The organism is Bacteroides intestinalis DSM 17393 (assembly GCF_000172175.1).
Classification (GTDB): Bacteria; Bacteroidota; Bacteroidia; order Bacteroidales; family Bacteroidaceae; genus Bacteroides; species Bacteroides intestinalis.
Genome location: NZ_ABJL02000008.1, coordinates 2,252,960 through 2,278,694, shown reverse-complemented (window position 1 = coordinate 2,278,694; position 25,735 = coordinate 2,252,960). Strand labels below are relative to the sequence as shown.

General features: G+C 39.5%; 22 protein-coding genes. 10 read left to right on the top strand and 12 right to left on the bottom strand.

Annotated features, from left to right (window positions below):
• Positions 1-10: 10 nt before the first annotated feature.
• The 8 genes from BACINT_RS18725 (at position 11) to BACINT_RS18690 (ending at position 9,490) form a co-directional block, all read left to right on the top strand.
• A complete protein-coding gene (locus BACINT_RS18725) occupies positions 11-562 on the top strand; it encodes a condensin complex protein MksE (protein WP_007665964.1) in 552 nt (183 codons plus the stop codon).
• Positions 546-4,208 carry an ATP-binding protein gene (locus BACINT_RS18720; protein ID WP_007665963.1) on the top strand — a complete coding sequence of 1,221 codons (3,663 nt, stop codon included), beginning with the start codon at positions 546-548 and terminating at the stop codon, positions 4,206-4,208. The genes BACINT_RS18725 and BACINT_RS18720 overlap by 17 nt, the downstream gene beginning before the upstream one ends.
• Complete coding sequence (locus BACINT_RS18715) at positions 4,205-5,074, top strand: hypothetical protein (RefSeq protein ID WP_007665962.1); 870 nt, start codon at positions 4,205-4,207, stop codon at positions 5,072-5,074. The genes BACINT_RS18720 and BACINT_RS18715 overlap by 4 nt, the downstream gene beginning before the upstream one ends.
• 48 nt (positions 5,075-5,122) lie before the next feature.
• A complete protein-coding gene (locus BACINT_RS18710; RefSeq protein WP_007665961.1) occupies positions 5,123-6,712 on the top strand; it encodes an SWIM zinc finger family protein in 1,590 nt (529 codons plus the stop codon).
• Positions 6,713-6,748: 36 nt separating this feature from the next.
• Positions 6,749-7,072 carry an IS66 family insertion sequence element accessory protein TnpA gene (tnpA, locus tag BACINT_RS18705; RefSeq protein WP_007660155.1) on the top strand — a complete coding sequence of 108 codons (324 nt, stop codon included), beginning with the start codon at positions 6,749-6,751 and terminating at the stop codon, positions 7,070-7,072.
• Complete coding sequence (gene tnpB, locus BACINT_RS18700; RefSeq protein ID WP_007660154.1) at positions 7,065-7,433, top strand: IS66 family insertion sequence element accessory protein TnpB; 369 nt, start codon at positions 7,065-7,067, stop codon at positions 7,431-7,433. The genes tnpA and tnpB overlap by 8 nt, the downstream gene beginning before the upstream one ends.
• Before the next feature lie 87 nt (positions 7,434-7,520).
• Entirely contained in the window at positions 7,521-9,146 is a 1,626-nt protein-coding gene (gene tnpC / locus BACINT_RS18695) for an IS66 family transposase (RefSeq protein WP_007660153.1), read from the top strand.
• Between the two features lie 59 nt (positions 9,147-9,205).
• Positions 9,206-9,490, top strand: coding sequence for a hypothetical protein (locus tag BACINT_RS18690; protein WP_007665960.1), 285 nt, complete (start codon positions 9,206-9,208; stop codon positions 9,488-9,490).
• Positions 9,491-9,598: 108 nt separating this feature from the next.
• Here the strand turns inward: BACINT_RS18690 and BACINT_RS18685 are convergent, their stop codons facing one another.
• The 12 genes from BACINT_RS18685 to BACINT_RS18635 form a co-directional block, all read right to left on the bottom strand.
• Positions 9,599-12,727: a type I restriction endonuclease subunit R gene (locus BACINT_RS18685; RefSeq protein ID WP_007665957.1), complete on the bottom strand. Its 3,129-nt coding sequence runs from the start codon at positions 12,725-12,727 to the stop codon at positions 9,599-9,601.
• Between the two features lie 2 nt (positions 12,728-12,729).
• A complete protein-coding gene (locus BACINT_RS18680) occupies positions 12,730-14,799 on the bottom strand; it encodes a DUF262 and DUF1524 domain-containing protein (RefSeq protein WP_007665956.1) in 2,070 nt (689 codons plus the stop codon).
• 4 nt (positions 14,800-14,803) lie between these two features.
• Positions 14,804-15,430, bottom strand: coding sequence for an abortive infection family protein (locus tag BACINT_RS18675; protein ID WP_007665953.1), 627 nt, complete (start codon positions 15,428-15,430; stop codon positions 14,804-14,806).
• 4 nt (positions 15,431-15,434) lie between these two features.
• A complete protein-coding gene (locus tag BACINT_RS18670; protein WP_007665951.1) occupies positions 15,435-15,995 on the bottom strand; it encodes a restriction endonuclease subunit S in 561 nt (186 codons plus the stop codon).
• 32 nt (positions 15,996-16,027) lie between these two features.
• Positions 16,028-17,419: a RhuM family protein gene (rhuM, locus tag BACINT_RS18665; protein ID WP_007665946.1), complete on the bottom strand. Its 1,392-nt coding sequence runs from the start codon at positions 17,417-17,419 to the stop codon at positions 16,028-16,030.
• Positions 17,420-17,424: 5 nt separating this feature from the next.
• A complete protein-coding gene (locus tag BACINT_RS18660) occupies positions 17,425-18,594 on the bottom strand; it encodes a restriction endonuclease subunit S (protein ID WP_007665948.1) in 1,170 nt (389 codons plus the stop codon).
• Between the two features lie 32 nt (positions 18,595-18,626).
• Positions 18,627-20,018 (bottom strand): RhuM family protein, encoded by a 1,392-nt coding sequence (gene rhuM / locus BACINT_RS18655; protein ID WP_007665946.1) that lies wholly within the window; start codon positions 20,016-20,018, stop codon positions 18,627-18,629.
• 5 nt (positions 20,019-20,023) lie between these two features.
• Positions 20,024-20,407, bottom strand: a complete 384-nt coding sequence (locus tag BACINT_RS24260; protein ID WP_007665944.1) for a restriction endonuclease subunit S domain-containing protein — start codon at positions 20,405-20,407, stop codon at positions 20,024-20,026.
• A complete protein-coding gene (locus BACINT_RS23400; protein WP_007665943.1) occupies positions 20,376-20,738 on the bottom strand; it encodes a restriction endonuclease subunit S domain-containing protein in 363 nt (120 codons plus the stop codon). The genes BACINT_RS24260 and BACINT_RS23400 overlap by 32 nt, the downstream gene beginning before the upstream one ends.
• Entirely contained in the window at positions 20,738-21,730 is a 993-nt protein-coding gene (gene xerA / locus BACINT_RS18645) for a site-specific tyrosine recombinase/integron integrase (protein WP_007665940.1), read from the bottom strand. The genes BACINT_RS23400 and xerA overlap by 1 nt, the downstream gene beginning before the upstream one ends.
• Before the next feature lie 45 nt (positions 21,731-21,775).
• The gene (locus BACINT_RS18640; RefSeq protein ID WP_007665937.1) at positions 21,776-23,299 is read right to left on the bottom strand and encodes a class I SAM-dependent DNA methyltransferase; all 1,524 of its coding nucleotides are present in this window, start codon (positions 23,297-23,299) and stop codon (positions 21,776-21,778) included.
• A 291-nt stretch (positions 23,300-23,590) separates the two neighbouring features.
• Entirely contained in the window at positions 23,591-24,043 is a 453-nt protein-coding gene (locus BACINT_RS18635; RefSeq protein WP_007665933.1) for a hypothetical protein, read from the bottom strand.
• Positions 24,044-24,084: 41 nt separating this feature from the next.
• Between BACINT_RS18635 and BACINT_RS24255 the strand changes: the two genes are divergently transcribed.
• Together BACINT_RS24255 and BACINT_RS18630 are read left to right on the top strand one after the other, a co-directional pair.
• Positions 24,085-24,237 (top strand): hypothetical protein, encoded by a 153-nt coding sequence (locus BACINT_RS24255; RefSeq protein WP_007665930.1) that lies wholly within the window; start codon positions 24,085-24,087, stop codon positions 24,235-24,237.
• A gap of 186 nt (positions 24,238-24,423) precedes the next feature.
• Positions 24,424-25,359: a tyrosine-type recombinase/integrase gene (locus BACINT_RS18630; RefSeq protein WP_007665925.1), complete on the top strand. Its 936-nt coding sequence runs from the start codon at positions 24,424-24,426 to the stop codon at positions 25,357-25,359.
• Positions 25,360-25,735: the final 376 nt, after the last annotated feature.

Sequence of the window (25,735 nt, the reverse complement as noted above, 5' to 3'; positions counted from 1 at the left end):
CTTTTTGAATATGAAATATACTGAAGAGATTTTCAATATACTTAGTAAAGGAGGGTTTATTTCCTCGAACAGTATTTCCACTCAGGTGAAGCGTTATTATGATGCTATTGAAGAAGACTTACCCGATTATTATGAATATTATCAGGGAATCGGACTTTATCTGGAAGGGGGAGACGGTTACTATCATTTTACGCGCAAAGAGGCGAAAGTGGATTTGGAGCGCAAATTGGAGGCTGCCTTGAAATGGATTGATTATATGAGTTTCTTGAAAACCTATCATTCGGCTTTCGGTCCCGGATTCCTGTTTCGTGCGGCTGATATTGAAATTCAGATCGGTTGTGATATGGAGTTGAAGGAGAAAGCTTCCAAACTGTTCTCCGACAAAAAGAAGCATGAGGAAGTAGTGGCTAAACTGATTAATGAACTGGAAAAGATGGGATTTATAGAAAAGGAAAATGAAGTGGACGGGACATACAAAGTGCTGACAGCTTTCCATTACATGGAAGAATTGATTGACTGTATCACTATATCGGAGGAGGTGCAAGATGAGATACCTGAATAAGATTATTTTTCTGAACAGTGCCCATATTCCTTATGCAGAGGTGAAACTGGATGGTAATGTACATTTCATTGGTACGCAGGGAGTGGGGAAGAGTACATTGCTCCGCGCTTTGTTGTTTTTCTACAATGCCGATAAACTTAAGCTCGGCATCCCCAAGGAGAAGAAGAGTTTTGATGCATTCTACTTCCCATACTCCAATTCTTACATCATCTATGAGGTGATGCGTGAGAATGGAGCCTACTGTGTGGTGGCTGCCAAATCGCAGGGGAGAGTAGCTTTCCGTTTTGTAGATGCTTCGTTTGAGAGGGACTGGTTCATCAATGAACATAATGAGGTGTATCCGGAGTGGGGGCGTATCCGCGAACGTATCGGTGGAAAACGCCAGATTACCTCGCAAATCACCGTCTACGAGATGTATCGTGACATTATCTTCGGCAACAACCGTAAGCAGGACATGATTCCTTACCGGAAATTCGCCATCGTGGAAAGTGCCAAGTACCAGAATATTCCGCGTACCATACAGAACGTCTTCCTCAACTCTAAGCTGGATGCCGATTTTATAAAAGATACCATTATCCGTTCCATGACCGATGAAGAGGTTTTTGTTGACTTGAGTTTTTATCGAAGCCAGATAAAAGAGTTTGAGCAGGAGTATAATGACGTGATGCTTTGGTTTACCAAAAACAAGAATGGCGAGATTCCCGTGCGGAAGATAGCGGATAAGGTGATAAATTCGTATCGTGACCTGATTTATTCTCACAAACAGATAGATGAGGAACGTGCCGAGTTGAACTATGCTGAGAAACAGGCGTTGCAGGAAATCCCTCATATCAGAGAGAAGATAAATAAAGCGGAGGTTGAACGTGAACGGTCTATCCGGCTGATTGATGAATTGAGAGAGAAATATAATAAGGAAAGAGATACTCTGGTTAGTGGCAAAGGTGGCATTGAGACGTTGTTGAAGCAGGTGCATGAAAAACGACTCCATTATGAACAAATCAACATAGAGGAAATCATAAAGCGGGTGGCACAGGAGGGATTACAAAACGGAGAATTGGCACGCATCTCGGCCATGAAGGAAGAACTGACACGGGCTTATCAGGATGTGCTGTCCAAATACAGTTCGTTGTTTAAGAATCTGGATGCCGATTTGAGTTTGTTCGAAAATAATAAGCAGACTCAGATTCTCGAAAAAAGATCATCTGTTGCCGAACGTCAGGAGAAAGCTATGGCACAGTCTCGCGCTGAAGAGGATAAAGTGCGGGCGGCGTCTGAGGAAAAGCTGCAAACGGTGGAGCAACGATTGGCACAACTGCGTAGCGAGGAGATGCAGATGAAATTGAAGCAGCAGAAAATGCTTCATGAAGAACACTATAAGAAAGAAATATCTGATTGTGAAGCTGGCATTGATGAATTGCGCAGAAGGGATAAGGAACTGGATTTGCAGATACGCCGGCAGCAAATGGACATCGGTCAACGGAGGAATGAATGTGAGCTAAAACGCAAAGAGTTGGAGATGGCGGCTCAGAGAAGCATGGATGCAGTGCGTAGGGAAAAGGCGGATGTTGAAGAGCAGTTGCGCGCATTGGATGCATTGATAGAGAAGCGGAAAGGTTCTTTTTGCGATTGGCTGGAACAGCATAATCCCGGTTGGCAAGAAACGATAGGCAAGGTGGCGGATGAAGAGTCGGTGTTGTACAATCATGAATTGAATCCCCGTTTGACGGATGATGCCGGGACTTTATTCGGTGTTTCATTGAACTTGTCGGCCATTGAACGAAGCATCCGTACTCCCGAAGAGATGAAACAGGAACGGGCAGCGAAGCAGATCGTTTATCAAGAACATTGCAACCGACTGACACGATTGGCCGAGGAATTGAATGAAAATATAAATCTCTTGGAGAAGAAGTACTCCAAACAAATCAGGGAAATGGCCGAGCAACAACATCTGATGGAAGCTGAGCGAGGGCAAATTCCTTATAAGCTAAAGAATCTGCAAGCGGATCATGCCACTTGGAAAACGAAAGAAGAAGAGTGGAAAAGAGTACGGATGGAAGAATTTCAGGCTGGTCTGAATGAGATTGCTCATCGTTTCTATCTGGCGGATGAAGAGAAAAAGAAATATCTGTCTGAGCGTGAGAAACAGTTGAAGGCTTGCCAGAAGAACTATAAAGATGCCAAGACAGAGCTTCAGCTTGAACTGGACCATTATGTTGACGAAGTTCGGCAGGAGATGAATCGTCATAAGCAATTGATTGAAGAGCAGAAGAGAGAACTCCGGCAAGCACAGGATGCTGAACTGAATGGCAAGGGAGCTGATGTGGCAACCATTCGTAAATATGATGAGAGGTTGGCAGAGATCAAGGAAGAATTGAGGTATATCAGCGAGCATCGCAATCAGGTGGCTTATTATGAAAAGGATAAGCAAGAACTCTTTGATAAAGAACCTGCCATGCGTAGCCGGAAGAAAGAATATGAGGCCAAACTTTCGGCTTTGGACGAGCGGTTTGCACTGAGACGGGAGAAACAACAAAACGGGCTGAAAGAAATAAATAGTGCTTTGGAAAAGCTGAAGCTGGAATTGCATATATTAGAAAGCGGATTAGCGGAAGCAGATGCCTTTTTGAATGACGAAACTTTTTGTCCGGCCGGAGCGATGGAAGTGGGAGAGAAGCCTACCAGGAAAAACTGTGATACTCTTGTGAAGGAACTTAAGTCGCTCATAGTCTCTTTTATCAGAAAGACGGAAGATTTCAAGAAAGCCGTGATGCAATTCAAAGGTTATTTTTCTGCGAAGAATACATTTCATTTCCGTACTGAACTGATTGGCGAACAGGATTACTATGACTTTGCTTCGAACTTATGCGAGTTTGTAGATAATGATAAAATTTCTGATTATCAGAAGCATATCAGTGGACGATACACTGATATTATCCGGCGTATATCGAAGGAGGTGGGAGACTTGACCCGAAATGAGAGTGAGATTCGTAAAACCATTGGTGATATCAACGATGATTTTATAGAACGGAACTTTGCCGGAGTGATAAAGGAAATATCCCTCCGCCCCTTGCCGAGCAGTGACAAACTGATGCAGTTGTTACTGGAGATAAAAAAATTCAGTGATGAGAACCAACATAATATGGGAGAAGCGGATTTATTTTCGCAGGCTTCCCGTGAAGACGTCAATGCGACAGCGGTACGTTATCTGTTGTCGTTCATGAAACATTTATTGGACGATCCGGGCAGAAAACAATTGGCTTTGTCGGATACTTTCAAATTGGAGTTTCGGGTCAAGGAAAATGATAATGATACGGGATGGGTGGAAAAGATTGCCAACGTGGGTTCTGATGGAACGGATATTCTGGTGAAGGCTATGGTAAATATTATGCTTATCAATGTGTTCAAAGAAAAGGCGTCCCGTAAATTTGGTGACTTCAAGATACATTGCATGATGGATGAGATAGGCAAATTGCATCCCAACAACGTGAAGGGAATTTTGGACTTTGCCAATTGTCGGAATATCCTGTTAGTGAACAGTTCGCCCACTACATATAATGTGGAGGATTATAAATATACTTATTTATTGAATAAAGATGGGCATTCTAATACGCAGGTGGTGCCTTTGTTAAAATATAGTAAGGCATGAGAAAAGGGAAAGAATATGTTATGACCGTGGCTGCGGCGCGTAAGGTTGCGCGGATGTTGAACGGTGAATCGGTGGGGTATTCCTCGTTTCCCGTATCACTGGCAGAAGAACTATTGGAAGAAGGTGTTTTGGTGCAAAGTTCTTATGGGAGGCGTGGCAGTTATCGGATATGTGATGTGGAAGGATGTCGCACTTTTCTGGCCCAACGCTATGCCATAAACGGGAGTTTGGAGGAGTGGATTGAGATGATGTCTCGTCGGGAAGCGGTGTCGCGTGCGGAGCAGGTGGCAATGGCAGGCAATTCTAAAGTTCGGAAAACTCGTGGGTTTAAGGGATTTCTCGTGAATAGTTATAGTCCGATAGAGGCAACTTTGCGTGAGCAGCCGTTAGTGATTGATCCTGTGCAGGGTACTTCTATTTTTATAGAAGATTATGAGCACTTTCGAATTCCCGATGATGTGGTTGTGGTAGGAATGGAAAATGGAGAGAATTTTCAGCGGATTCGTGGGCAGCAATATTTATTTGATGACTTGAAAGTTCTTTTTGTGTCCCGTTACCCTCAATCAACAGACTTGCGCACTTGGTTGCAGATGATTCCTAATCGCTATATCCATTTTGGTGACTTTGACCTGGCAGGGATTGACATTTTTCAGAGAGAGTTTTACGCTTTTCTGAGAGAACGTTCTGAGTTTTTTATTCCGGCAGATGTAGAGGAACGGCTGAAGAATGGTAATCGTAGGCTTTATGACGTGCAATATGCCCGGTATAAATTTATGGATATTATGGATGAACGATTGTTGCCTCTTGTGGAGATGATTCATAGATATGGGAAGGGGTATGAGCAAGAAGGGTATATAATCGGATAACGAGAGATAGCTGATTTTGATAACAAGAATAAGTAGAATCTATATTTTATGATAACAATATCTAACTTTGAAAAGTATGTTCTTCCTCAGATTTTGATGCGTGGTGAAGACTATTATGAATCCGATGCTGTGTTAGAAATCGAAGAGGAATCTCCGGGAGAATGGATTGCAACGGTTTGCGGTACGGAGAATTATGAGGTAACTGTATCGATGGAAGGGAATGAGATTATTGCTTGGGAGTGTGATTGTCCTTATGATGGAAACATTTGTAAACATGTGGTGGCTACGCTTTTGGCAATTCGTGACAGTCGAAATAAAGTAGCCCGTTTCTTGTCAGCTAAAGAAGCTGATTTTCAAGTAAGCATACCGGAAAAGAATGCGGCTAAAATGGTGATGGATGAAGAAGTGGAGCAGATTCTCTTATTTGCAGAGCCGGATAAGTTATCCGATTTTGTTCTGAAATATGCTTCTTCACATTCTGATTTTAAATCAGCGCTGCTTGAAACGTTTTTGCCGAAGAAACCGGTAGCCAAACTCTCAGTGGACTATCAAATGGAGATTGAGAAGTGTTTTAACTCTGCATATAAAAATGGTCCCAAGCGAGGACGGTATTATGAGCCTGAGATTGACTGGGATGAGGTATCCGGTAAAGTAGATGGATATCTGGCTAAAGCAACTCTGTTGCTTCAACGGCAGGATTTGGAAGAGGCGGCGACAATTGCACTCCAGATACTTCGCTCTATAGGGAATAATTATATTGAAGAAGATTTTCTGTATAATGATGACGACATTGATTTTGAAATCAGTTGTGAAGATGCCGGAGATTTATTGCTCGAAATAGTTAAGCATTCGGGTGCATCACAGGTCTTGAAGGAGAATATATTGAATGAAGCCACCAAAATATCCAAAATGGCGACATATCGTGAATATGAACTTTATGACATGGATGAACTGGTGCAGCAGATTATGCTTTCGGTACAATCCAAGGAAGAGGCTTTGTTAAGTATAAACCATCTTATAGAGGAGAGGAAAGAACACCGGGAACTTTATAAATTAGTACTTCGGAAGGTAGAAATATTGGAAGAGCTGGGTAAGACGGTTGAGGCTGAAGCTACGCTTTCTGAATTCTTGTATTTACCTGAAATAAGAAGACGGGAAGCTGAAAAATTACTGGATGGGAAATGTTATGAGAAGGCTATCAGTATGCTGAATGAGGGGATAGTGATAGCTGAAAAGGCAGGCGAGTATGGTATATTAAGAGAGTGGCGGGAACAATTGCTTTCCATTTATGAAGAAGTGCATGATATCACCAAGGTTATTGAGATGTGTCGATTATTATTTATTCATACGAATGGAAGTCTGGATTATTACCATAAGCTTAAATCGTTGATATCTTCCACGGATTGGAAGGAGTATTTGAGCACATTGTTGCAGGAAACCACCTTCTTTGATTACTGGGGGAGTGGAAATACTAAAGCGGAGATTTATATAGAAGAAAAAGAGTATGATAAATTATTCAGCTTTCTATCTACCGTGGAATACAGGCGTTTGGACGCTCTTGTGCAGTATGCTTCCCATCTGAATGCCAGTAAGCATTCGAAGAAAATGCACCTTTTACACTTTGAGGTTTGGTTGTAGCTTTGCGGCAGTGAATACAATCAAACCTCAATTATTATGAACAGACAAGAATTTGAAGAATTAGAATTGCAGGTGCAACAAAGCGAGCTGCCGTTGAAGTCGTACCTTCAACAGATAGGTGTAAGTTATTCAACCTATCACTACTGGCGTAGAAAATGTTCCGTTGACAGGAGCAGTATCAAACACGAGTTGACTCCTATCAGTTTTAAACAGGCATTTACGGAGTCTTCCCAAGAAGAACAATTGCCGCATGGTGTTGCACTGCTGTTTCCTAATGGCCTTCGTGCCCACTTCGGGAACGGTTCTGAAGAGATACTGATGGAATTATTGACCCAAAGTCTTCGAGGCGGCCATGTTTAACCTGAACGACACGATGCGCTACTTCCTGTGTCCTGGCAGGACAGATATGCGCAAAGGTATCAGTTCGCTATGCGGAGTGGTACATGAGAAGATGAACAGTGAAGTGAGGAACGGTGATGTCTTCATCTTCATCGGTTCCAGCCGCAGGCTCATGAAACTGCTTCATGCCGAAGACGGAGGTATGGTAATGTATGTAAAACGTCTGGAGGCCGGTCACTTCAAGCTGCCGGAGTATGATCCCAAATCAAACAGCTATCCTATGGAATGGCGCGACCTGGTGATGATGGTTGAAGGCATACAGGAAAACCCGGAACAGAGGCTCCGGCGGTTAAGAGCCGAACGTAAGGAATACCATGTATAATATGTTTTTTGTGTGAGTAAACTTTGGATATTGTTGCATAATTCACTGTTAATTAGTATATTTACATCATTAAAAGAAGTATAGACAATGGAAGAAAAAGAAATTTTACTCAAGACGATAGAAGGGCTGAATGCCTCTATAGCCTCATTGTCTACTACTAATAAGAATCAATCCGAACAGATAAAAAATCTGCAGGAACGTATCAGGGAGTTGACGGCTCAGGTCGCATGGCTGAACCGTCAGCTCTTTGGTCGTAAATCGGAGAAACTTCGCGTATATGATCCTAATATGCCAGATCTCTTTGCCGACGAGTTTTCCGGACTCCGGCAGCAGGCGGAAGAAAAGCGGGACGAGGCTGTGGAAAAGATTGAGAAGGAATCGGTGGAAGACGTAAAACGAAATCGCCAGAACCGCAAAATGATAGAGGACTTGCCCGTATTGGAGACCGATACAATAGAACCGAAAGGCGTAGACTTGTCTTTATACCGTAGAATAGGCGAAGAGATAACAAAAGTCGTCAAGCACAAGCCGGGAATGCTTTACGTCAAGGTGATCATCCGTCCCAAATATGCTCTCAAGGATAGTACCCTGCTTCCTCCGGCCGGACAGAAAGGCGTAGAGATAGCTCCCATGCCGCTAATGCCGGTCGACAAGTGCATCGCTGACACCAGCCTGCTTGCCGAAATATTGCTTCAGAAGTATGAATATCATGTCCCGTTCTACCGTCAGATACAGCAATACCGCCATCTTGGAATGAAAGGTCTGACCGAAAGTACACTGGACGGCTGGTTCAAGAAAACCGTAGAATTGCTTAAGCCTCTGTATGAAGAACTCAAACGTGAAGTCTTCTCCTGTGATTATGTACAGGTGGACGAGACTACAGTTCCGGTCATCAACAGGGAAAAGCACAAGGCCGACAAGGAATATCTCTGGATGGTAAGATCAGTCATGGAGAGACTGGTCATCTTTCATTACGACGGAGGCTCACGGGCCGGAGCGGTCATCGAATCCCTGGCAAATCAATATAACTTCAAGGGATATCTTCAATGTGACGGTTTTGCAGGTTATGAAACAGCCTTCAAGGCCAACCCCGACGTGCGGCTGCTCAACTGTCTGGTGCATATACGTCGTCATTTTGAGCAGGCTTTGGATGAAAACAGGGAGATGGCCCAACATGCACTGACTCAGATACAGCATATCTATAAAATAGAACGTCAGTGTGACGAAGCCGGCCTGTCATATGATGAGCGCAGACAGAAGCGTCAGGAGCTGGCCCGGCCAATCATGGAGGCAATGAAGGTATGGATGGAGACAGAAGGGATTAAATACAGTCCAGGTTCTTTGACAGGCAAGGCCATTACATATGCCTATACCAAATGGGATAATATTATAAGATGCCTGGACGATGGTCGCCTGTACTGGGATAACAATCTGGCGGAAAACGTCCAACGCCCCATCACTCTGAGCAGAAAAAATTTTCTCTTCTGTGGTAATCACGAAGCTACGGTTAATATGTCTGTCATATGTTCTCTGCTGGCCACATGTAAGGCGCACGAGGTAAATCCCAGAGTATACCTGAACGATGTTATCGCACAAATGCCTTATCACAAGAAGGCAACCCAAGAAGAACTTTTGAATCTACTTCCACATAAATGGAAGTTGAAACATCCGGAATGTGTACTGACAAGGCAAAAGGAGGAATCTTGTAACTGATATAAACTGTAACATATGGGTTCAACAAAACAATAGCGGCTGATACTATTAGGTTCATAGTGACAGTCGCTATTGTTGTATATAAAGGTTTAATACCTGTAGTTGGCCGAATACTTACGAATGCCACCCATTCCTCTGAAATACTTTCTCTGTTTACGGATGATCTTCGCGTTTATGCGGAGAAAAATTTGGGACGGAGTCATTATGAGTATATAGCTCGGGTGCTACGGGGGATGCGGAAATTGAATGGAGGGAAGGAGGCTGTGAAGCAATTGGTGGACGAATTCAGGGTTTTGTATAAACGTCGTCCGGCGATGATGGAGGAGTTGGGGGAGTTTATCTGAACGAGGTGCTTGGGGGATGGCTTTTCCCCCAAGTTCCTCAATATTTCTGTCAAAGTCTATTGATAGTGCGATTCTTTCTTAATGCCTAAGTAAATCTTTATAGTCTGCTTATGCTTTTGGATACTTATTATATTCAGCTTGTGGTTCAGCTGCAATAGAATATGAGTTTTCTTGGAAATTATATATTCTGACATTGTTATTCGCCGAATAATCTTCCGATGAATTATCACTCCACTGCTCACATTGGCGAATTACAGTTTCTAAAGCATTTGCCGCTTCTTCTGGTGGATATTTATACTTCTTCAGAAGCCGTTTAATCATCTTTCTCATTCCTGCTCTTGCTGATTCTTTTTTTTGCCAATCAATAGTACGATTTTTACGAAGCTCTTCTGTTAATTCTTTAGTCATTGCAATCAATTGTTCATTGGTGTAGAAATCGTGTACAGCTCTTGGTTGTGTCAAAGCATCATAAAAAGACTTTTCTTCGGCAGTAAGTCCCAATTCATTTCCTTCAATTTCTGATTGGGAAATTTCTGTCGCAAGTTTTAGTAACTCTTGAATAACTTCTTCATTAGACAGTAAACCTTTTAGATAATTTGATAATGATTGGTTTAGCATATCAGAAAACTTTTCAGCTTGAATCAGATTTGTTTTCTGATAGATTTTTACTTTTTCTGCTAAGAGTTTCTTTAATAATTCAATGGCAATATTCTTTTCTTTCATTTTGGATATTTCATCCAGAAAAGTTGTATCAAATAAGGAGAATTCAGATTTTACATCTGAGAACAAATTTATTACCCCGTCACTTTTAACACTTTGTTTGAGTAGCTCGCCGATGCGAGCATTAATTTCTTGTTTTGTCACTTTACCTTTACTAGTCATTCTTGATAATAAGGTGCGTACTGTTTCAAAAAATGCTACCTCAAATCGCTGTTTGTCATTGAGTAAGCTACGACAAAGAGTAATAGAGTTATGTAAAAGTATTGCTTCTTTTTGAAAATGTTGCATCTTCTCGCTTCTTTCTGGCGCTATGATAAAGTTTACCCCACCCTTAATGAGTTGTGCACGGTCGTAGTCTGTTCCATTCTGGAATTCACTATAATCATATCCATGAAATATATCACGGCAGATTTCTAATTTCTCTTTAAATTTGAGAAATGCTGTTTCTTTAATATTGGGATTACCAAAATTATCTCGATCACGGCCTGTATAGTCGCGCATCGCTTCTTTTAGTGCTTTAGCAATACCTATATAATCGACCACAAGCCCTCCGGCTTTACCATTGAATACACGATTTACACGAGCTATTGCCTGCATAAGATTGTGACCTCTCATAGGTTTGTAAACATACATTGTTGCTAACGATGGAACATCAAATCCAGTGAGCCACATATCTACGACAATAGCTATTTTCATAGGATTATCATTGTCCTTGAACTTCTTGGCAAGTTCTTTTTTGTATTGTTTATTGCCAATAATGTCATGCCATTCTTCCGGATCATTGTTATTTCCCGTCATAACCACTTTTATCTTTTCATCCCAATTCGGACGCAGTTCAAGCAATCTATGGTAGATATTCATTGCGATTGGACGGGAGTAAGCGACAATCATCGCTTTGCCAGTTAGTTCGAACTGACGATTTTCTTCGTAATGTTTCAAAATGTCTTGGCAGAGGGAATCTATTGTTGATGGCGCACCGAGTATTTCTTCAAGGTGAGACATTTTCTTTTTACTTTTTTCAATCTGTTCATCTGTTGCTCCTTTTGAAGCAAGTAATTCATATTCATCATCAATTGCCTTAAGCGTTTCTTCATCAAGGTTAAGATTGATCACTCGTGATTCATAGAATACAGGACAGGTAGCACCGTCAGCTACAGCTTGGGTCATGTCGTAGATGTCGATATAGTCTCCGAATACTTCGGTAGTATCACGGTCCTTAGTGGAAATAGGTGTACCGGTAAATCCTATGAATGAAGCATTAGGCAGGGAATTATGGATAATTCTTGCTGTTCCGATTGAAATCTTACCAGTCTTTTCATCTACTTTTTCCTCAAAGCCATATTGACTACGATGGGCTTCGTCAGTCATGACTACGATATTTCTGCGTAGTGAGAGAGCTTCTTCCGATTCTTCAAATTTCTGCATTGTAGTAAAGATAATGCCATTAGCTTCGCGACCGGATAAAAGTGATTTTAAATCCTCCCGGCTTTTGGCTTGTACAGGCGTTTGACGAAGAAATTGTCGGCATTTGGAGAACTGAGTATAAAGTTGGTCATCCAAATCATTGCGGTCGGTAATTACTATAATGGTAGGTTGGAACAGTTCTTCCTGTAAAAGGTGGGCATAGAATACCATTGACAGTGATTTTCCACTACCTTGCGTATGCCAGAATACACCGATTTTTCCATTTCCTTGTATGGCTTTTTGGGTACGTTCAATAGCTTTTTTTACAGCAAAATATTGATGATAACCTGCCAGTATCTTTGCAGCCCCTAACTCATCTTTTGAGAAGCAAATGAAGTTCTTGATAATATCAATGAAGCGTTCTTTGATAAATATACCTTCAAAAAATACGTCATAGTCAATGAATTCTTCACTTTTATATATTCCATCTTTGGTTTTCCATTCCATATAACGATCTTCTTTGCTTGTGATTGTGCCAGCTTTTGAACATGCCATGTCACTCATAATGCAGAAAACATTATAAATGAATAGTGAGGGTATTTCTTTCATGTAATTGCGCAATTGGCGATAGGCCTCAGAAGCATCGGTTTCCTCTCGTGACGGAGATTTTAATTCAATAATAGTGAGCGGTAGACCATTAACGAAAATAATAATATCAGCACGTTTCTCTGAATGCTCAACGAAAGTCCACTGGTTGATTACTTGGAAGTCATTACGGTAGACATTGTTGAAATCAATCAGATAAATTATATCGTTATGTTGTTTAACTCCGTCGTGATAAGATATCTCGATTCCGTGTTGAAGATAATCCATGAAAAGCTCGTTCTTTTGCACTAAACTACCAGTCTCAATATTCTTTAATTTAATTATGGCTTCATCAATGGCAGAGTGAGACTTTGTATGATTAATCTTTGCTAAGCTATTAACTAATTGCTCTTCATAAAAAGCAGTATAATAGTCTCTCGCAATGTCAGGACCATATAGATATTGATAACCTAAATTCTTATAAAGAGTAATTAGTGCTTTTTCGTAGTTATCTTCTGTAAATGACATAGTTATATTTGTTTATTTAGTGATTGCTTTATGATATCTATAGTTTGATTTAATAGACTGAGAGAGTCAAAGCTTATTTCGACATCTCCATTTCCCCAACGACCTATGTCTGTAACATTTCTGCAAATACCACATGGGTCATTCACTCCATCAAAATCCATATTTATAGTTAATCTTAATCTTGTTTTTTGGATAATGATGTCGACAAAATTCGTTCTATATTTATATGCTATATATAACTTCTTGAACTCTCGTTTTATACTTGGATTTAAGGCCATGATGGCTTCATCAAGTTTTGTATAAAGCATCTTGACGAAAACATTAGAAAAATCATAGTTATCTATACTGTATTTCGTTGTAGGCTCTTCTGATTGTTTGAGATAAGTAGAGATGATTTCCTGTGAAACTGCGGGAAACTTCCATATATCAATAGAATAATCGCAAAGTTGTTTGGTACGTTCTTCAATAGTATCAATATTCCAAATATTTTGTTCAACTACATACTTATTTAAGGTATGAGTCGCACTTTGTTTTAGAACTAAAAGTTTTTCAGAGAAGGGGCGGTCTCCCATTTCTGAATTATATTTAGTGAGAGTAAGATTTCCAAGGCGATGCAGGTAAGTCTTATGGTCTTCTTTCCAATTTTCACCTAAAGCACTAACCCAGTCCGGTTTTAGATTGTCATTCTGTGGCATTATGTGTTCAATGGTGAATCCAGTGAATGATATAGGTTCTTTGTTGTTGTAGTTCTCCAGTTTGACAAGAATATAATTGATGCTTCTCATTGTATATATATCTTTTATTTGGAGTTTCCGTTTAAATTCTTCATCGGTTGGAAAACGTTTGTAAGTTTCCAAAGAAAGGAATGCAACTTTAATTGAGTTTAAATAATCATCGATTTTAATATTGTTACGCATTGTAGCAAATGTTTTATTCAATGAGCTTGTTGGTATTTCGCAAACAGCACGTCGGACAACATAGGACTCTGTTAATCTCAGAATAGCAATAAAATCAGCTTTTGATATAACATTATTCTTATAATCGCCATACACTTTAAGAAGTAGTGGATATGCAACTTCCATTTTTACTATGCGGATGTCTATGAAGATAGCATGTAACTCTGGGTCAGAACAAGTATTTGCAGAAATTTCATTATAACATTGTGCATAAAAAAATAAATCTTCTGCCAGTTCTTTGGTATTATTGGATACGCCAGTGTTGATGCAATAAGATTTGAAACTGTCATACACTTGCTCTTTATTTGGAATAGAGGCTAATTTCATGGTAAGATAATCACGAAAGAACTTATCCATTAATTCGGAACGCTTTTCAACGGGGAAAGCATTTTCCATAGGCTGCCAATAATTTACATATATATCTTTCTGTTCATCGTTAGTCATACCCATAAGGATATAGTTACGTATGAGGTCTGATTCTGATAAATCCATACCTGTTGAGTTTAGACTTTCAAAGATAAGTTGTGGATCGTCACCTTCTTCGCGTTTCAATGTAATATTCACAATTTGAAGCTTTGCGATAGAATTGTATATTTGAGCTGGCGTTAGTTCATTTCCTGCAATTTTCTCTTTGAAGTAAATGTAATTATTGAGGATATTAGACTGCGTATCTTCATTAATCGGACATACATCTATAAGTTTAATAAGTACTTCACGATCATTGTCATTCAGAAGAAGTTTGTAACGGTCATAACCTTTTTGATGATCATTTTTTAAAAGATAATAAGTGAGAGTATCTTCATCAACTTCTTCACTTGATGCCTCTCTTAAATGATCACGTAAGGCTATCATTAGAATTGTTAATGTAGTGACTCGTTGTTGCCCATCAATTATTTGGTATCTGTGTATTCCCATCGGGACATTTACATCGGATATCGTAACAATAGAACCGACAAAATGGTGTCGCTTTGACTGTTTTTCCATATTGACGATATCTTTCCATAATCTGTCGCACTGTACATCTTTTAGCCAACTATATTTTCTCTGATAGACTGGTACTACAAATTGATATTTACCATTTAATAATTCGTATATACTTCCTTTTGAAATATCCATAATATTATTTTTTTTCCAGGTTATCTAAAAAACTAAAATATATTTCTTTATATGCTTGATAATCTTGCTTGTATAATGCTTCAGAAGCAGATAGAAGAACTCCCCCCAATTCTAATGGATTTTCATCATCAAATAACTCGTTGAATGATTGGCAATCTTCGTAATGAATACGAGAGTCTCTTTTTGATGCGTAATTTATATAGTAATGCATAATATAACCTCCAATAACGTCTGTTATTTTATATGCTAGAAGTGACAGAGTAGAATTTATTGGGATATGTTTAATATCTTGCCCGTGCGAGGCAAAACCAGAATTATTCCTAATTTCTGCCAGTTTTTGAGAAACTGAAGCTATCCTTCTCCCAAGCTCGATTAATTCTTCTTTATAAGGTTCATCTTGAGTTATTAAACATTCAATTGTTCTTTTTACTGTTGTATTAAATTTATCATATTCAGTATAGTTGATATCTTGATTAGTCAGAATGGTTTTACAGATACCTTCGATTAAGCTTTTACATGTTTCAATACATAGTGCTGGATTCGAATCAACACTTACTTCGATCGTTGCAATATGGCTCTCAAAGCTGCTAAAGCTTGGAATTTTATTTATATGTTCTCGAATCCAATGCATTGTATTATGCTACTGATTTGATTAAATTATCATTTATACGGCGGTTAAGCTCGATTTTGGAATCGAGAGAGGACAGGATAGAAACTATTCTATTTTGCGTATCAATGTTAGGAATGTCTATTTCAAATTTACTGAGAGCATCTATCGTTAACGCCTTTTGAGTTGAGCCAATAGCTTTTGCATTAATTGCATTTTTGGCTATAGGAGACAAAAACCAATAGTATAAGAATTTACTATTGATTTCCTTAAAGTCGGTAAACCATGTCAGATTTCCATCTTTAAAGTAAAAAGTTTCATTTTTAACAATGTATGGAATACCTAATGTCCCGACAGAGGTTAATAGCATATCGCCTTCTTTGGGAACTCCGAATTTGTTTTTAATTTCATCATATCTTGACTTTGAAATATAAAGTTCGGTAGAAACGCTCTCTCCTTTCTGTTTTTCAATAATTTCTTTCCCTCTAAAAAAAGGAATACCAGAAGATTGATATTCTTTCGCAAAAATTCTTTTGCTTGATGAAATCGAGCAAAGATTTCCTATTTTATATGTTTTCCACTCTTCCATAAATGAGAATTTAGCGGTTCAAATTATTAATTTTAGTCATTAAAAAGTCCTTTATCTTTTAGACGTTTTAGTTCTTTGTCAAAATCTGACAAATATTCACGATCTTGTATGAGTTTAAATTTCTCATATTCACAGAAAGCTTTCGTTTGTGCTTCCTCATTAGATATTGTGCCGGAATGTTTTAGAACCTCATAGTCGCTTATTGCCAGGAAATTGCTTAATTTGTTTTTCCAATCATACATGGTCGTGATGAGTTGTTGCTCTGCTCTTAACTCTGCAAAATCAAGGAAAGCGGATGATAGACGTTCTAACTGTGATACCTCTTTGTCTGACAGATAGTTTTTGGCAACTATTGTATCTGACTTTTGTATTCTTCCATCAGGGGCTTTCTTCCACGTAGTCAACCCCATGTGGGGCATTTCAGCATCAGCACGATTGTAGATTAATTCTGCTGCTGTATGGTGGGTTACTGCCCAATGCATCATATTTTGTACCATTTTGAAAAACAGTTTGGTTATTTCTGATTTAGCATCGTAATCTGCACTACATTCAGCATATACATCTGTTATTTTCTGGTAATACCTGCGTTCGGAAGTGCGGATTTCACGGATACGTTGCAGTAAATCATCGAAATAATCTTTTCCGAAATGGCGGCCTTGTTTTAAGCGTTCATCATCCATAGCAAAGCCTTTGACGATAAATTCCTTTAGAACTCCGGTAGCCCAAATTCTGAATTGAGTGGCTTGGTAACTATTTACTCGGTACCCTACAGCAATGATTGCATCAAGATTATAGAACATAGGAGAACGTTCAACTTCTCTTTCTCCTTCTTGCTGAACTATCTGAATTTTTCGGATAGTTGCTTCTTCTTGCAATTCTCCAGACTCGTATATTTGCCCTAAATGATAATTGATTGTCTTTACATCTACGCCAAAAAGAGCAGCCATTCGCTTTTGAGACATCCAGAAGGTTTCATTATTGAATATCACTTCTATTTTTACTTCTCCCTGACTTGTTTTATAGAATAAGATATTGGAAGATAGATTATTGGAGGTTAGTTCAAATAAACTTGTCTGATTTTTGAAAAAGATGCGGGCTTGTTGTACTAATGCTTTCGTGGAGTCTGCATTTTCGGCAATGATAAGACAAGCCATTCTTGATAAATGGAAGTTTTCTACATTTCTGTATGCTCCGGAACCAAGTTTAACCATTTCTACAGTAAGGTGAAAATGGTCGTTTATATCCATTCCTTTTGCTTGAGCAATCGCGATAGCTTTTTTTACTACAGAAGTAAATCTGTAATAGGTCGTATAACCCATAGCTCCACATAAATCACGCGAAGTCCAATATTCCTTTCCATCTTGATTGTACTTTTTTATTAGCTCAAGTTGGGGTTGCATTTCAGGTATCTTATTCTCTTCCATATGTGTTAGCTATTTAAATCATTAACTTTTAATTCACCAGACATGAGTTTTGGTAATAATGCGTCACGAGTCATTGATAATCGCATATTTTGAAGGGAATTGTTTTTAATTGTTTTTAATGCAATTTCAGCATGGTTCGTGAATGATTCAAGCTTTTCACGTGGAATGACAGGAATTCTGTATTTGCTGATTGTATCTCCTGAAACCCTTTGACGTCCACTACTTCCGTTCATATTTTTAACAGCATAGTCTACAAAATCATGATTACGAGCTAAAAAATAGAAGAATGATGAAGAATAATTGCTTTTGGCTGAGATCACTATATACTCTGTGGATCCATATGCGATTTCATTCTTATCAAGGAAATTGATGAAAGCAGTCTTTCCATTTTCAAGGCAAGGAGTAATCCGAGCTATCAAAGTGTCTCCATTACAGAACTTCATACCACCATTGTATTCTTTTTCTATCCATCCATTAGGAAAACTGCCTGTAGTTGGAAGATTTGCCATTTCAATGCACTTTGCAGATGTACCTTTACTTAAATTTCGCTTAGGGTTAATTTCTGCAATTTCGTGAATTAATACAGTTGTACTATTTGCATATCTGTCAAGTAGTTCATTGAGCCAGGCCTGTGCCTGCTGCTCTAAATTATCATTTATACGGCGGTTAAGCTCGATTTTAGAGTCGAGGGAGGAAAGGATAGAAGCTATTTTCTGTTGAAGTTCATAATTAGGGTAGTCAATTAGAACTTCTTTTAGTTCAGACTGCTTGATTCCCGTTACCGTAGTGCCTGTTTCCCTCGCCTTTAGTCTATATTGGCCGATATTTGACATAAGGAAATATTTAAGATATGTATTATCCAAAGCATCTTCTTTACCTCGTAAACAGACGATTCTTTGCGCTAAAGCTATTTTATCATCCTTTAATTGTGCGACTTCACCTAATGGAGCTTCTGTAGTAAGGACAACATCTCCCACCTGCGGATACCCTCTGACCATCCAATCTCTATACTCTTCCGCTGGAAGAAATTCTGTAGGGGTTTCTATTCTTCCATTCTTGACTATTTTAGCTGTAATTAAAGGGATGCCACGCTCAACTTTATTGGGCGTTTTGCCTCGATAATCAATCAAAGTATCTAAAATATCTATAAGTCTATCTTGTTTCCATTGTTCCATAAATGAGAATTTAGCGGTTCAAATTATTAATTTTAGTCATTAAAAAGTCCTTTATCTTTTAGACGTTTTAGTTCTTTGTCAAAATCTGACAAATATTCACGATCTTGTATGAGTTTAAATTTCTCATATTCACAGAAAGCTTTCGTTTGTGCTTCCTCATTAGATATTGTGCCGGAATGTTTTAGAACCTCATAGTCGCTTATTGCCAGGAAATTGCTTAATTTGTTTTTCCAATCATACATGGTCGTGATGAGTTGTTGCTCTGCTCTTAACTCTGCAAAATCAAGGAAAGCGGATGATAGACGTTCTAACTGTGATACCTCTTTGTCTGACAGATAGTTTTTGGCAACTATTGTATCTGACTTTTGTATTCTTCCATCAGGGGCTTTCTTCCACGTAGTCAACCCCATGTGGGGCATTTCAGCATCAGCACGATTGTAGATTAATTCTGCTGCTGTATGGTGGGTTACTGCCCAATGCATCATATTTTGTACCATTTTGAAAAACAGTTTGGTTATTTCTGATTTAGCATCGTAATCTGCACTACATTCAGCATATACATCTGTTATTTTCTGGTAATACCTGCGTTCGGAAGTGCGGATTTCACGGATACGTTGCAGTAAATCATCGAAATAATCTTTTCCGAAATGGCGGCCTTGTTTTAAGCGTTCATCATCCATAGCAAAGCCTTTGACGATAAATTCCTTTAGAACTCCGGTAGCCCAAATTCTGAATTGAGTGGCTTGGTAACTATTTACTCGGTACCCTACAGCAATGATTGCATCAAGATTATAGAACATAGGAGAACGTTCAACTTCTCTTTCTCCTTCTTGCTGAACTATCTGAATTTTTCGGATAGTTGCTTCTTCTTGCAATTCTCCAGACTCGTATATTTGCCCTAAATGATAATTGATTGTCTTTACATCTACGCCAAAAAGAGCAGCCATTCGCTTTTGAGACATCCAGAAGGTTTCATTATTGAATATCACTTCTATTTTTACTTCTCCCTGACTTGTTTTATAGAATAAGATATTGGAAGATAGATTATTGGAGGTTAGTTCAAATAAACTTGTCTGATTTTTGAAAAAGATGCGGGCTTGTTGTACTAATGCTTTCGTGGAGTCTGCATTTTCGGCAATGATAAGACAAGCCATTCTTGATAAATGGAAGTTTTCTACATTTCTGTATGCTCCGGAACCAAGTTTAACCATTTCTACAGTAAGGTGAAAATGGTCGTTTATATCCATTCCTTTTGCTTGAGCAATCGCGATAGCTTTTTTTACTACAGAAGTAAATCTGTAATAGGTCGTATAACCCATAGCTCCACATAAATCACGCGAAGTCCAATATTCCTTTCCATCTTGATTGTACTTTTTTATTAGCTCAAGTTGGGGTTGCATTTCAGGTATCTTATTCTCTTCCATATGTGTTAGCTATTTAAATCATTAACTTTTAATTCACCAGACATGAGTTTTGGTAATAATGCGTCACGAGTCATTGATAATCGCATATTTTGAAGGGAATTGTTTTTAATTGTTTTTAATGCAATTTCAGCATGGTTCGTGAATGATTCAAGCTTTTCACGTGGAATGACAGGAATTCTGTATTTGCTGATTGTATCTCCTGAAACCCTTTGACGTCCACTACTTCCGTTCATATTTTTAACAGCATAGTCTACAAAATCATGATTACGAGCTAAAAAATAGAAGAATGATGAAGAATAATTGCTTTTGGCTGAGATCACTATATACTCTGTGGATCCATATGCGATTTCATTCTTATCAAGGAAATTGATGAAAGCAGTCTTTTCCATTTTCAAGGCAAGGAGTAATCCGAGCTATCAAAGTGTCTCCATTACAGAACTTCATACCACCATTGTATTCTTTTTCTATCCATCCATTAGGAAAACTGCCTGTAGTTGGAAGATTTGCCATTTCAATGCACTTTGCAGATGTACCTTTACTTAAATTTCGCTTAGGGTTAATTTCTGCAATTTCGTGAATTAATACAGTTGTACTATTTGCATATCTGTCAAGTAGTTCATTGAGCCAGGCCTGTGCCTGCTGCTCTAAATTATCATTTATCGGCTTGTTTTTATGTGGTAAATGACACCTGCTATAATATGTAATATGATTTACATTCATTAATTGATATATTTGCGATGTGATAGTTTTACATTATTTTGGCTAACCATTGCATAATGCATAGTTGTATCTATTTTTACGTGTCCGAGTAATTTTTGCACTTGTTCTACTGGCATTCCTTTGTCAATTGCCATTGTAGCTAATGTACGTCGAAATTTGTGTGGATGTACACGGACAATCTTGGCTTGACGCCCAATTTTGCGTAATCGAGTTTCAACTCCTGATATCTGTAGACGGTTGTGTGGTTTGGCTAAAGAAACAAATAGTGCCTTGTTCCGGTCTTTTCTGGTACTGAGGTACTGTTGTAAATGTATTTTGGCTCGTGCATTAAAATACACTATTCGCTCTTTATTTCCCTTGCCAAAAACAATACATTCGCGTTCATTGAAGTTGATATCTTCACGGTCTAACTTTACTAATTCACCAACACGCATACCGGTAGATGCTAAAAGATCAATCATAGCGAGATCACGGATTTTAATGCAATTGTCACGAAGGTGTTCAATATTCTCATCGGTCAATATTTCCTTGACTTGTGTACCGGTTTTTACTTTATGAATTCTACGAATCGGACTTTTGATAATATAATCTTCTTCTTCAAGCCAAGCAAAAAATGAGGAGAAGATACGTCGAATATTGTCAATTGTTACTTTACTTGACTTATTCTTGCGCTGAAATACTGCTAAATAGGCGCGGATATCTTCTGTAGAGTAATCTACTACCTTTTTTGGCATCTTTTTTAAGAGTTGTTTAATTGTAGAACTGTAATATTTAATTGTGGGAGTTGTGCATCCTTCAACTTGTTTAGCAGACAAAAAGATTTCAAGTAGTCGGTCGTTGGTTGCAGTGTCTTCGTGCATCTTTTCACCATCTTTCATAATGGTATATTTACTTACTATTTGAAGCAGAACACCATTTAATTGAACCATTTGTTCTATACTTAAAACATCTGTCATTGCATTGCTGATCTCTTGAATTAATTTCTCTTTCATATTCTTCAATTATTAGATTAAATAATTGAAGAAATATAGTACTATTTATTTAATTGTAAATCCTATACTGCCTAATTGTTTTCGAATTTCTTCTTCCAAGTCATGAGATTGGGCAAACAAGTCAGATAACTCAGAGGTGAGTCGCTCCATTTTTTCTTGGAAAGGTTCACCGTCATCTTCTACTTCTGCAATTCCGACATATCGTCCCGGAGTAAGGATATAATCCTGTTTTGCTACATCTTCAAGTGTGGCAATGGCACAAAACCCCTTCTCATTATCTAATGTTCCCTCATTAAAGGCATGAAATGTATCGGCTATTTTTTGAATATCCCCTTTTTCTCCTTCTTCTGAATCAGAAAGTTCGCGAAGTTTGCGCGTAACCATTGTTCCCATGTTACGGGCATCTACAAATAGGATTTTTCCTGTTTGTTTTTTAGCCCTATTTAAGAACCATAAAGAAACAGGAATTCCTGTCGTATAAAAAAGCTGTGAAGGTAATGCGACAATGCCCTCTATGAGATCGGCTTTTATAATATTCTCACGAATTTTTCCTTCACCTCCACTCTGTGAAGACAGAGAACCATTAGCAAGCACCATACCTATACGTCCTTTGGGAGAGAGATGATGTATCATGTGTTGTAGCCATGCAAAGTTAGCATTACCTGCTGGCGGAATGCCAAATTTCCAACGTACATCGTCTTGTAGTTTATCTACTCCCCAATCGCTTAAGTTGAATGGTGGATTTGCTAAAATATAATCAGCTTTTAGAGTTGGGTGTTGGTCATCAAAGAAAGTATCGGCATTAAATTTGCCAAGGTCTGCTTCTATACCGCGGATGGCTAAATTCATCTGAGCCATTTTCCATGTAGTAGGATTGCTGTCTTGACCAAATACAGAAATATTGTTGATGTTACCTTGATGGCGTTCAATAAACTTTGCTGATTGAACGAACATGCCACCAGAACCACAGGCAGGGTCATAAACACGTCCACTATAAGGTTGAAGAACTTCTACCAAAGTGCGAACAATGCAAGCTGGCGTGTAAAACTCACCTGCAAGTTTTCCTTCTGCTTCGGCAAATTTAGAAAGACAGTATTCATAAGCGCGTCCGAGTATGTCCTTTGTGTCTCCATGTTCCCTCATTTGAATGTTGGTGAATAAATCAACGACGTCTCCTAAACGACGTTTGTCTAACTCTGGCCGTGCGAAATTTTTAGGAAGAATGCCTTTTAGGCGAGTGTTTTCTTTTTCAATTAATCGCATTGCATTATCAATTACAGTGCCAATCTCAGGTGCATGAGCCGCTTTTGCAATCATAGACCAACGTGCCTCTTGGGGTACAAAGAATATATTTTCTGAAGTGTATTCATCTTTATCTTCTTCAAAACCATCTCCCTCATCAATGAGCGCTTGATATTTTGCTTCAAATCTATCAGATATATATTTGAGGAAGATAAGCCCTAAGACTACAGATTTATATTCTGAAGCATCCATATTACCTCTTAATAAATCAGCCGCTTTCCAAATATCTTTCTCAAATCCTATTTCTGCTGTATTAGTTTTAGCCATAATTAATGTGTTTCCTTTTTTATTATGATAGATTTATTCTGTACAACTTACTTGTGTACATAATGCTACAAAGTTAAGAAAAAGAATTTACTATATGAAGGAAGAAAAAGAATTTATCTGTTTTCAATAGATATAGTTTATCTTATTGCATCCTCACTATGTAATACTCTGTTCTCCTCCTTTTTTCTTTAACCTATGATCTAACACAGCAATGAATCTTTTCTTTTCGGAGATGTTTTTAATATGTTCGCATCTGTCATATTCTGTATTATACAACAAAGGCTTGCTGCTCTATTTTCTTTCCACCTTCTTCACCCACTGGAAATAGCTTTTCAGCAGCGTTTCTTCCGGTATAAGTTCCGTCATCCCGTGCTCTTCCAGATACAGCTCCGTGGCCCTTGTGAACATCATCCCGTTCTTAAACTTGTTCTTGCGCAGGAAGCGGTAATAATCCATTCTCATTTCATAGTTGATTTCCTGCTCCAGAACCTTTACGGCCTCTTCTCCCAGATAATTATAAGTCCTCGGGTCTTTCCCCACGCTGGGGCAAGGCAGGGAGAGGGTGACATTCCCCCGGTCCCGCCACGACACGCCCTTGGGGCGGGGAGTGGTGAGCTGTAGCAGGCAACTGTAAAGATTCTGATTTTTGGTAAAACGGATGGCACCTTCCACTGTGCAGTGCGCGTATGCGCTTTGCAGGTAAGCCGCGAGATAGGGCTTCACCTGAATGGTAACTGTAATCATTATGTATATTGTTTTGAAGTGAAAAATATTTCCATACGTTTGTGTCCCTGTGGCGGGGATCGTTCCTCGGAGCAGTGGAAGAAGGCAGATGTGTTACTCCGGCAAACGATGGAAAATCCAATGATTACGGTATGCCGATGTTGCTCTACGACCTGCGGGTCGTTTCTCTACGAGGAAGGGTGCCTTGCCCGTAGAGGAACGCGCGGTTCCTCTACGGGTCAAAGCACCCGCCTCTGACCTTTGGTGCAAATATCTGTCAAATTAACATCTCTGACAAGACTTGAATGCAGTGGTTAAAGATAGTATTGTAACGAAACATTTGTCTTTGACTCCTGTTTGTGACGTAGTATATGCGCGTGCGACAACGTGCGAAAAAATGAATGAATATGAAAACAGTCTATTTAAACAAATTTATGAGTTCGGTGGTCGCTGAACTCGAAATGAACGGGCAGTACGGCACCGCCCATGTATGCGGCAGCGTGCTGCGGTCGGTGATGGCTTTCGGTGGCGAGGGGCTGCCCGTGTCCGGCATCACGCCCTTGTGGCTGAAGGCGTATGAGGGTTACCTGCTCCATAAGGGTGGGAAGGGTCTGGCGTGGAATACCGTCTCCACCTATATGCGTATGCTCCAGGCGGTTTATAACCGGGCTGTGGTCCGTAAACTGGCGGCTTTCATCCCCCACCAGTTCCGTGACGTGTTCACCGGGCGCAAGGCGGACCACCGTCGTGTGCTGGAACGGGACGATATGCAGAAGTTACTGGTGGAACGGGATCCTGACATCACTTCCCCCGGCATGGCATGGGCACGCGCGTGCCTGGAACTGATGTTCCGTTTCCACGGCATGCCCTTTGTGGATCTTGCCCACCTTCGGAAGTCCGATCTGAAGGACGGCTATCTGACCTTGCGCCGCCGGAAGACGGGCATGCCGCTTTCCGCACGTGTGGACGGCCGTGCCATGCAATTGCTGGAACGCTACCGGAACCGGGACGACACTTCACCCTACCTGCTTTGTTTTCTGGACGGGAACCTGGAGGGTATGGCCGCTTACCGGGATTACCAGCGGATATTGCGCCTGCTTAACAGCAGACTGCGTGTGCTTGCCCTGTGGAAGAAGGTACAAGGCAAAGTGACTTCGTACAGTGCGCGGCATACATGGGCTACGGTGGGCAGGTATTGCCACATTCCCATCGAGGTCATTTCCGAAGGGCTGGGACACGCTTCCGTAACCACCACCGAAGGGTATATGAAAGGGTTCGGAAATAGCCGGATGGACCGGGCGAATAAGGTTATAATGAATTACATATTTAAGGGATAGTCTAACACGTTGAACGAATAATAAATCATTGATATGTAGTGCAATATGAAGAAGTTACCTTGTAGGTAACGGAGATGTGATTATGGCGCAAAAGTAGATAATATATTTCTAACTCCAAAGGAAATACGTTTTTATTTTCCTGTTTACATGCATTTATCCCCCGACGATTTATATTAGGAAATAAATACTACAGGTTCTACAAGTTTCTTTTTTCAGCATACAGGATGGAAAGGAGTTTTCTCGGCCTGCCCGTGCAAATCCGTATATAAATTCCCTTACCCGTTTCCAGAAGTAGGAGACGGGAATAGGATATTGTGCACCGTGAGCCGTATGTACGTATAAATTCTTGTATATACCGGACTTTTATGAGCCTTGT

Excerpts from the sequence above, each read along its gene's own strand:
- rhuM (WP_007665946.1), bottom strand. The coding sequence starts at position 20,018 with ATGGAAGAGAATAAGATACCTGAAATGCAACCCCAACTTGAGCTAATA.
- BACINT_RS18635 (WP_007665933.1), bottom strand. The coding sequence starts at position 24,043 with ATGATTACAGTTACCATTCAGGTGAAGCCCTATCTCGCGGCTTACCTG.
- BACINT_RS18715 (WP_007665962.1), top strand. The coding sequence starts at position 4,205 with ATGAGAAAAGGGAAAGAATATGTTATGACCGTGGCTGCGGCGCGTAAG.
- BACINT_RS18710 (WP_007665961.1), top strand. The coding sequence starts at position 5,123 with ATGATAACAATATCTAACTTTGAAAAGTATGTTCTTCCTCAGATTTTG.
- BACINT_RS18640 (WP_007665937.1), bottom strand. The coding sequence starts at position 23,299 with ATGGCTAAAACTAATACAGCAGAAATAGGATTTGAGAAAGATATTTGG.
- xerA (WP_007665940.1), bottom strand. The coding sequence starts at position 21,730 with ATGAAAGAGAAATTAATTCAAGAGATCAGCAATGCAATGACAGATGTT.
- BACINT_RS18675 (WP_007665953.1), bottom strand. The coding sequence starts at position 15,430 with ATGCATTGGATTCGAGAACATATAAATAAAATTCCAAGCTTTAGCAGC.
- rhuM (WP_007665946.1), bottom strand. The coding sequence starts at position 17,419 with ATGGAAGAGAATAAGATACCTGAAATGCAACCCCAACTTGAGCTAATA.
- BACINT_RS18630 (WP_007665925.1), top strand. The coding sequence starts at position 24,424 with ATGAATATGAAAACAGTCTATTTAAACAAATTTATGAGTTCGGTGGTC.
- BACINT_RS18685 (WP_007665957.1), bottom strand. The coding sequence starts at position 12,727 with ATGTCATTTACAGAAGATAACTACGAAAAAGCACTAATTACTCTTTAT.
- tnpC (WP_007660153.1), top strand. The coding sequence starts at position 7,521 with ATGGAAGAAAAAGAAATTTTACTCAAGACGATAGAAGGGCTGAATGCC.
- BACINT_RS18670 (WP_007665951.1), bottom strand. The coding sequence starts at position 15,995 with ATGGAAGAGTGGAAAACATATAAAATAGGAAATCTTTGCTCGATTTCA.
- tnpB (WP_007660154.1), top strand. The coding sequence starts at position 7,065 with ATGTTTAACCTGAACGACACGATGCGCTACTTCCTGTGTCCTGGCAGG.
- BACINT_RS18725 (WP_007665964.1), top strand. The coding sequence starts at position 11 with ATGAAATATACTGAAGAGATTTTCAATATACTTAGTAAAGGAGGGTTT.
- BACINT_RS18660 (WP_007665948.1), bottom strand. The coding sequence starts at position 18,594 with ATGGAACAATGGAAACAAGATAGACTTATAGATATTTTAGATACTTTG.
- BACINT_RS23400 (WP_007665943.1), bottom strand. The coding sequence starts at position 20,738 with ATGAATGTAAATCATATTACATATTATAGCAGGTGTCATTTACCACAT.
- BACINT_RS18720 (WP_007665963.1), top strand. The coding sequence starts at position 546 with ATGAGATACCTGAATAAGATTATTTTTCTGAACAGTGCCCATATTCCT.
- BACINT_RS18680 (WP_007665956.1), bottom strand. The coding sequence starts at position 14,799 with ATGGATATTTCAAAAGGAAGTATATACGAATTATTAAATGGTAAATAT.
- tnpA (WP_007660155.1), top strand. The coding sequence starts at position 6,749 with ATGAACAGACAAGAATTTGAAGAATTAGAATTGCAGGTGCAACAAAGC.
- BACINT_RS24260 (WP_007665944.1), bottom strand. The coding sequence starts at position 20,407 with ATGGAAAAGACTGCTTTCATCAATTTCCTTGATAAGAATGAAATCGCA.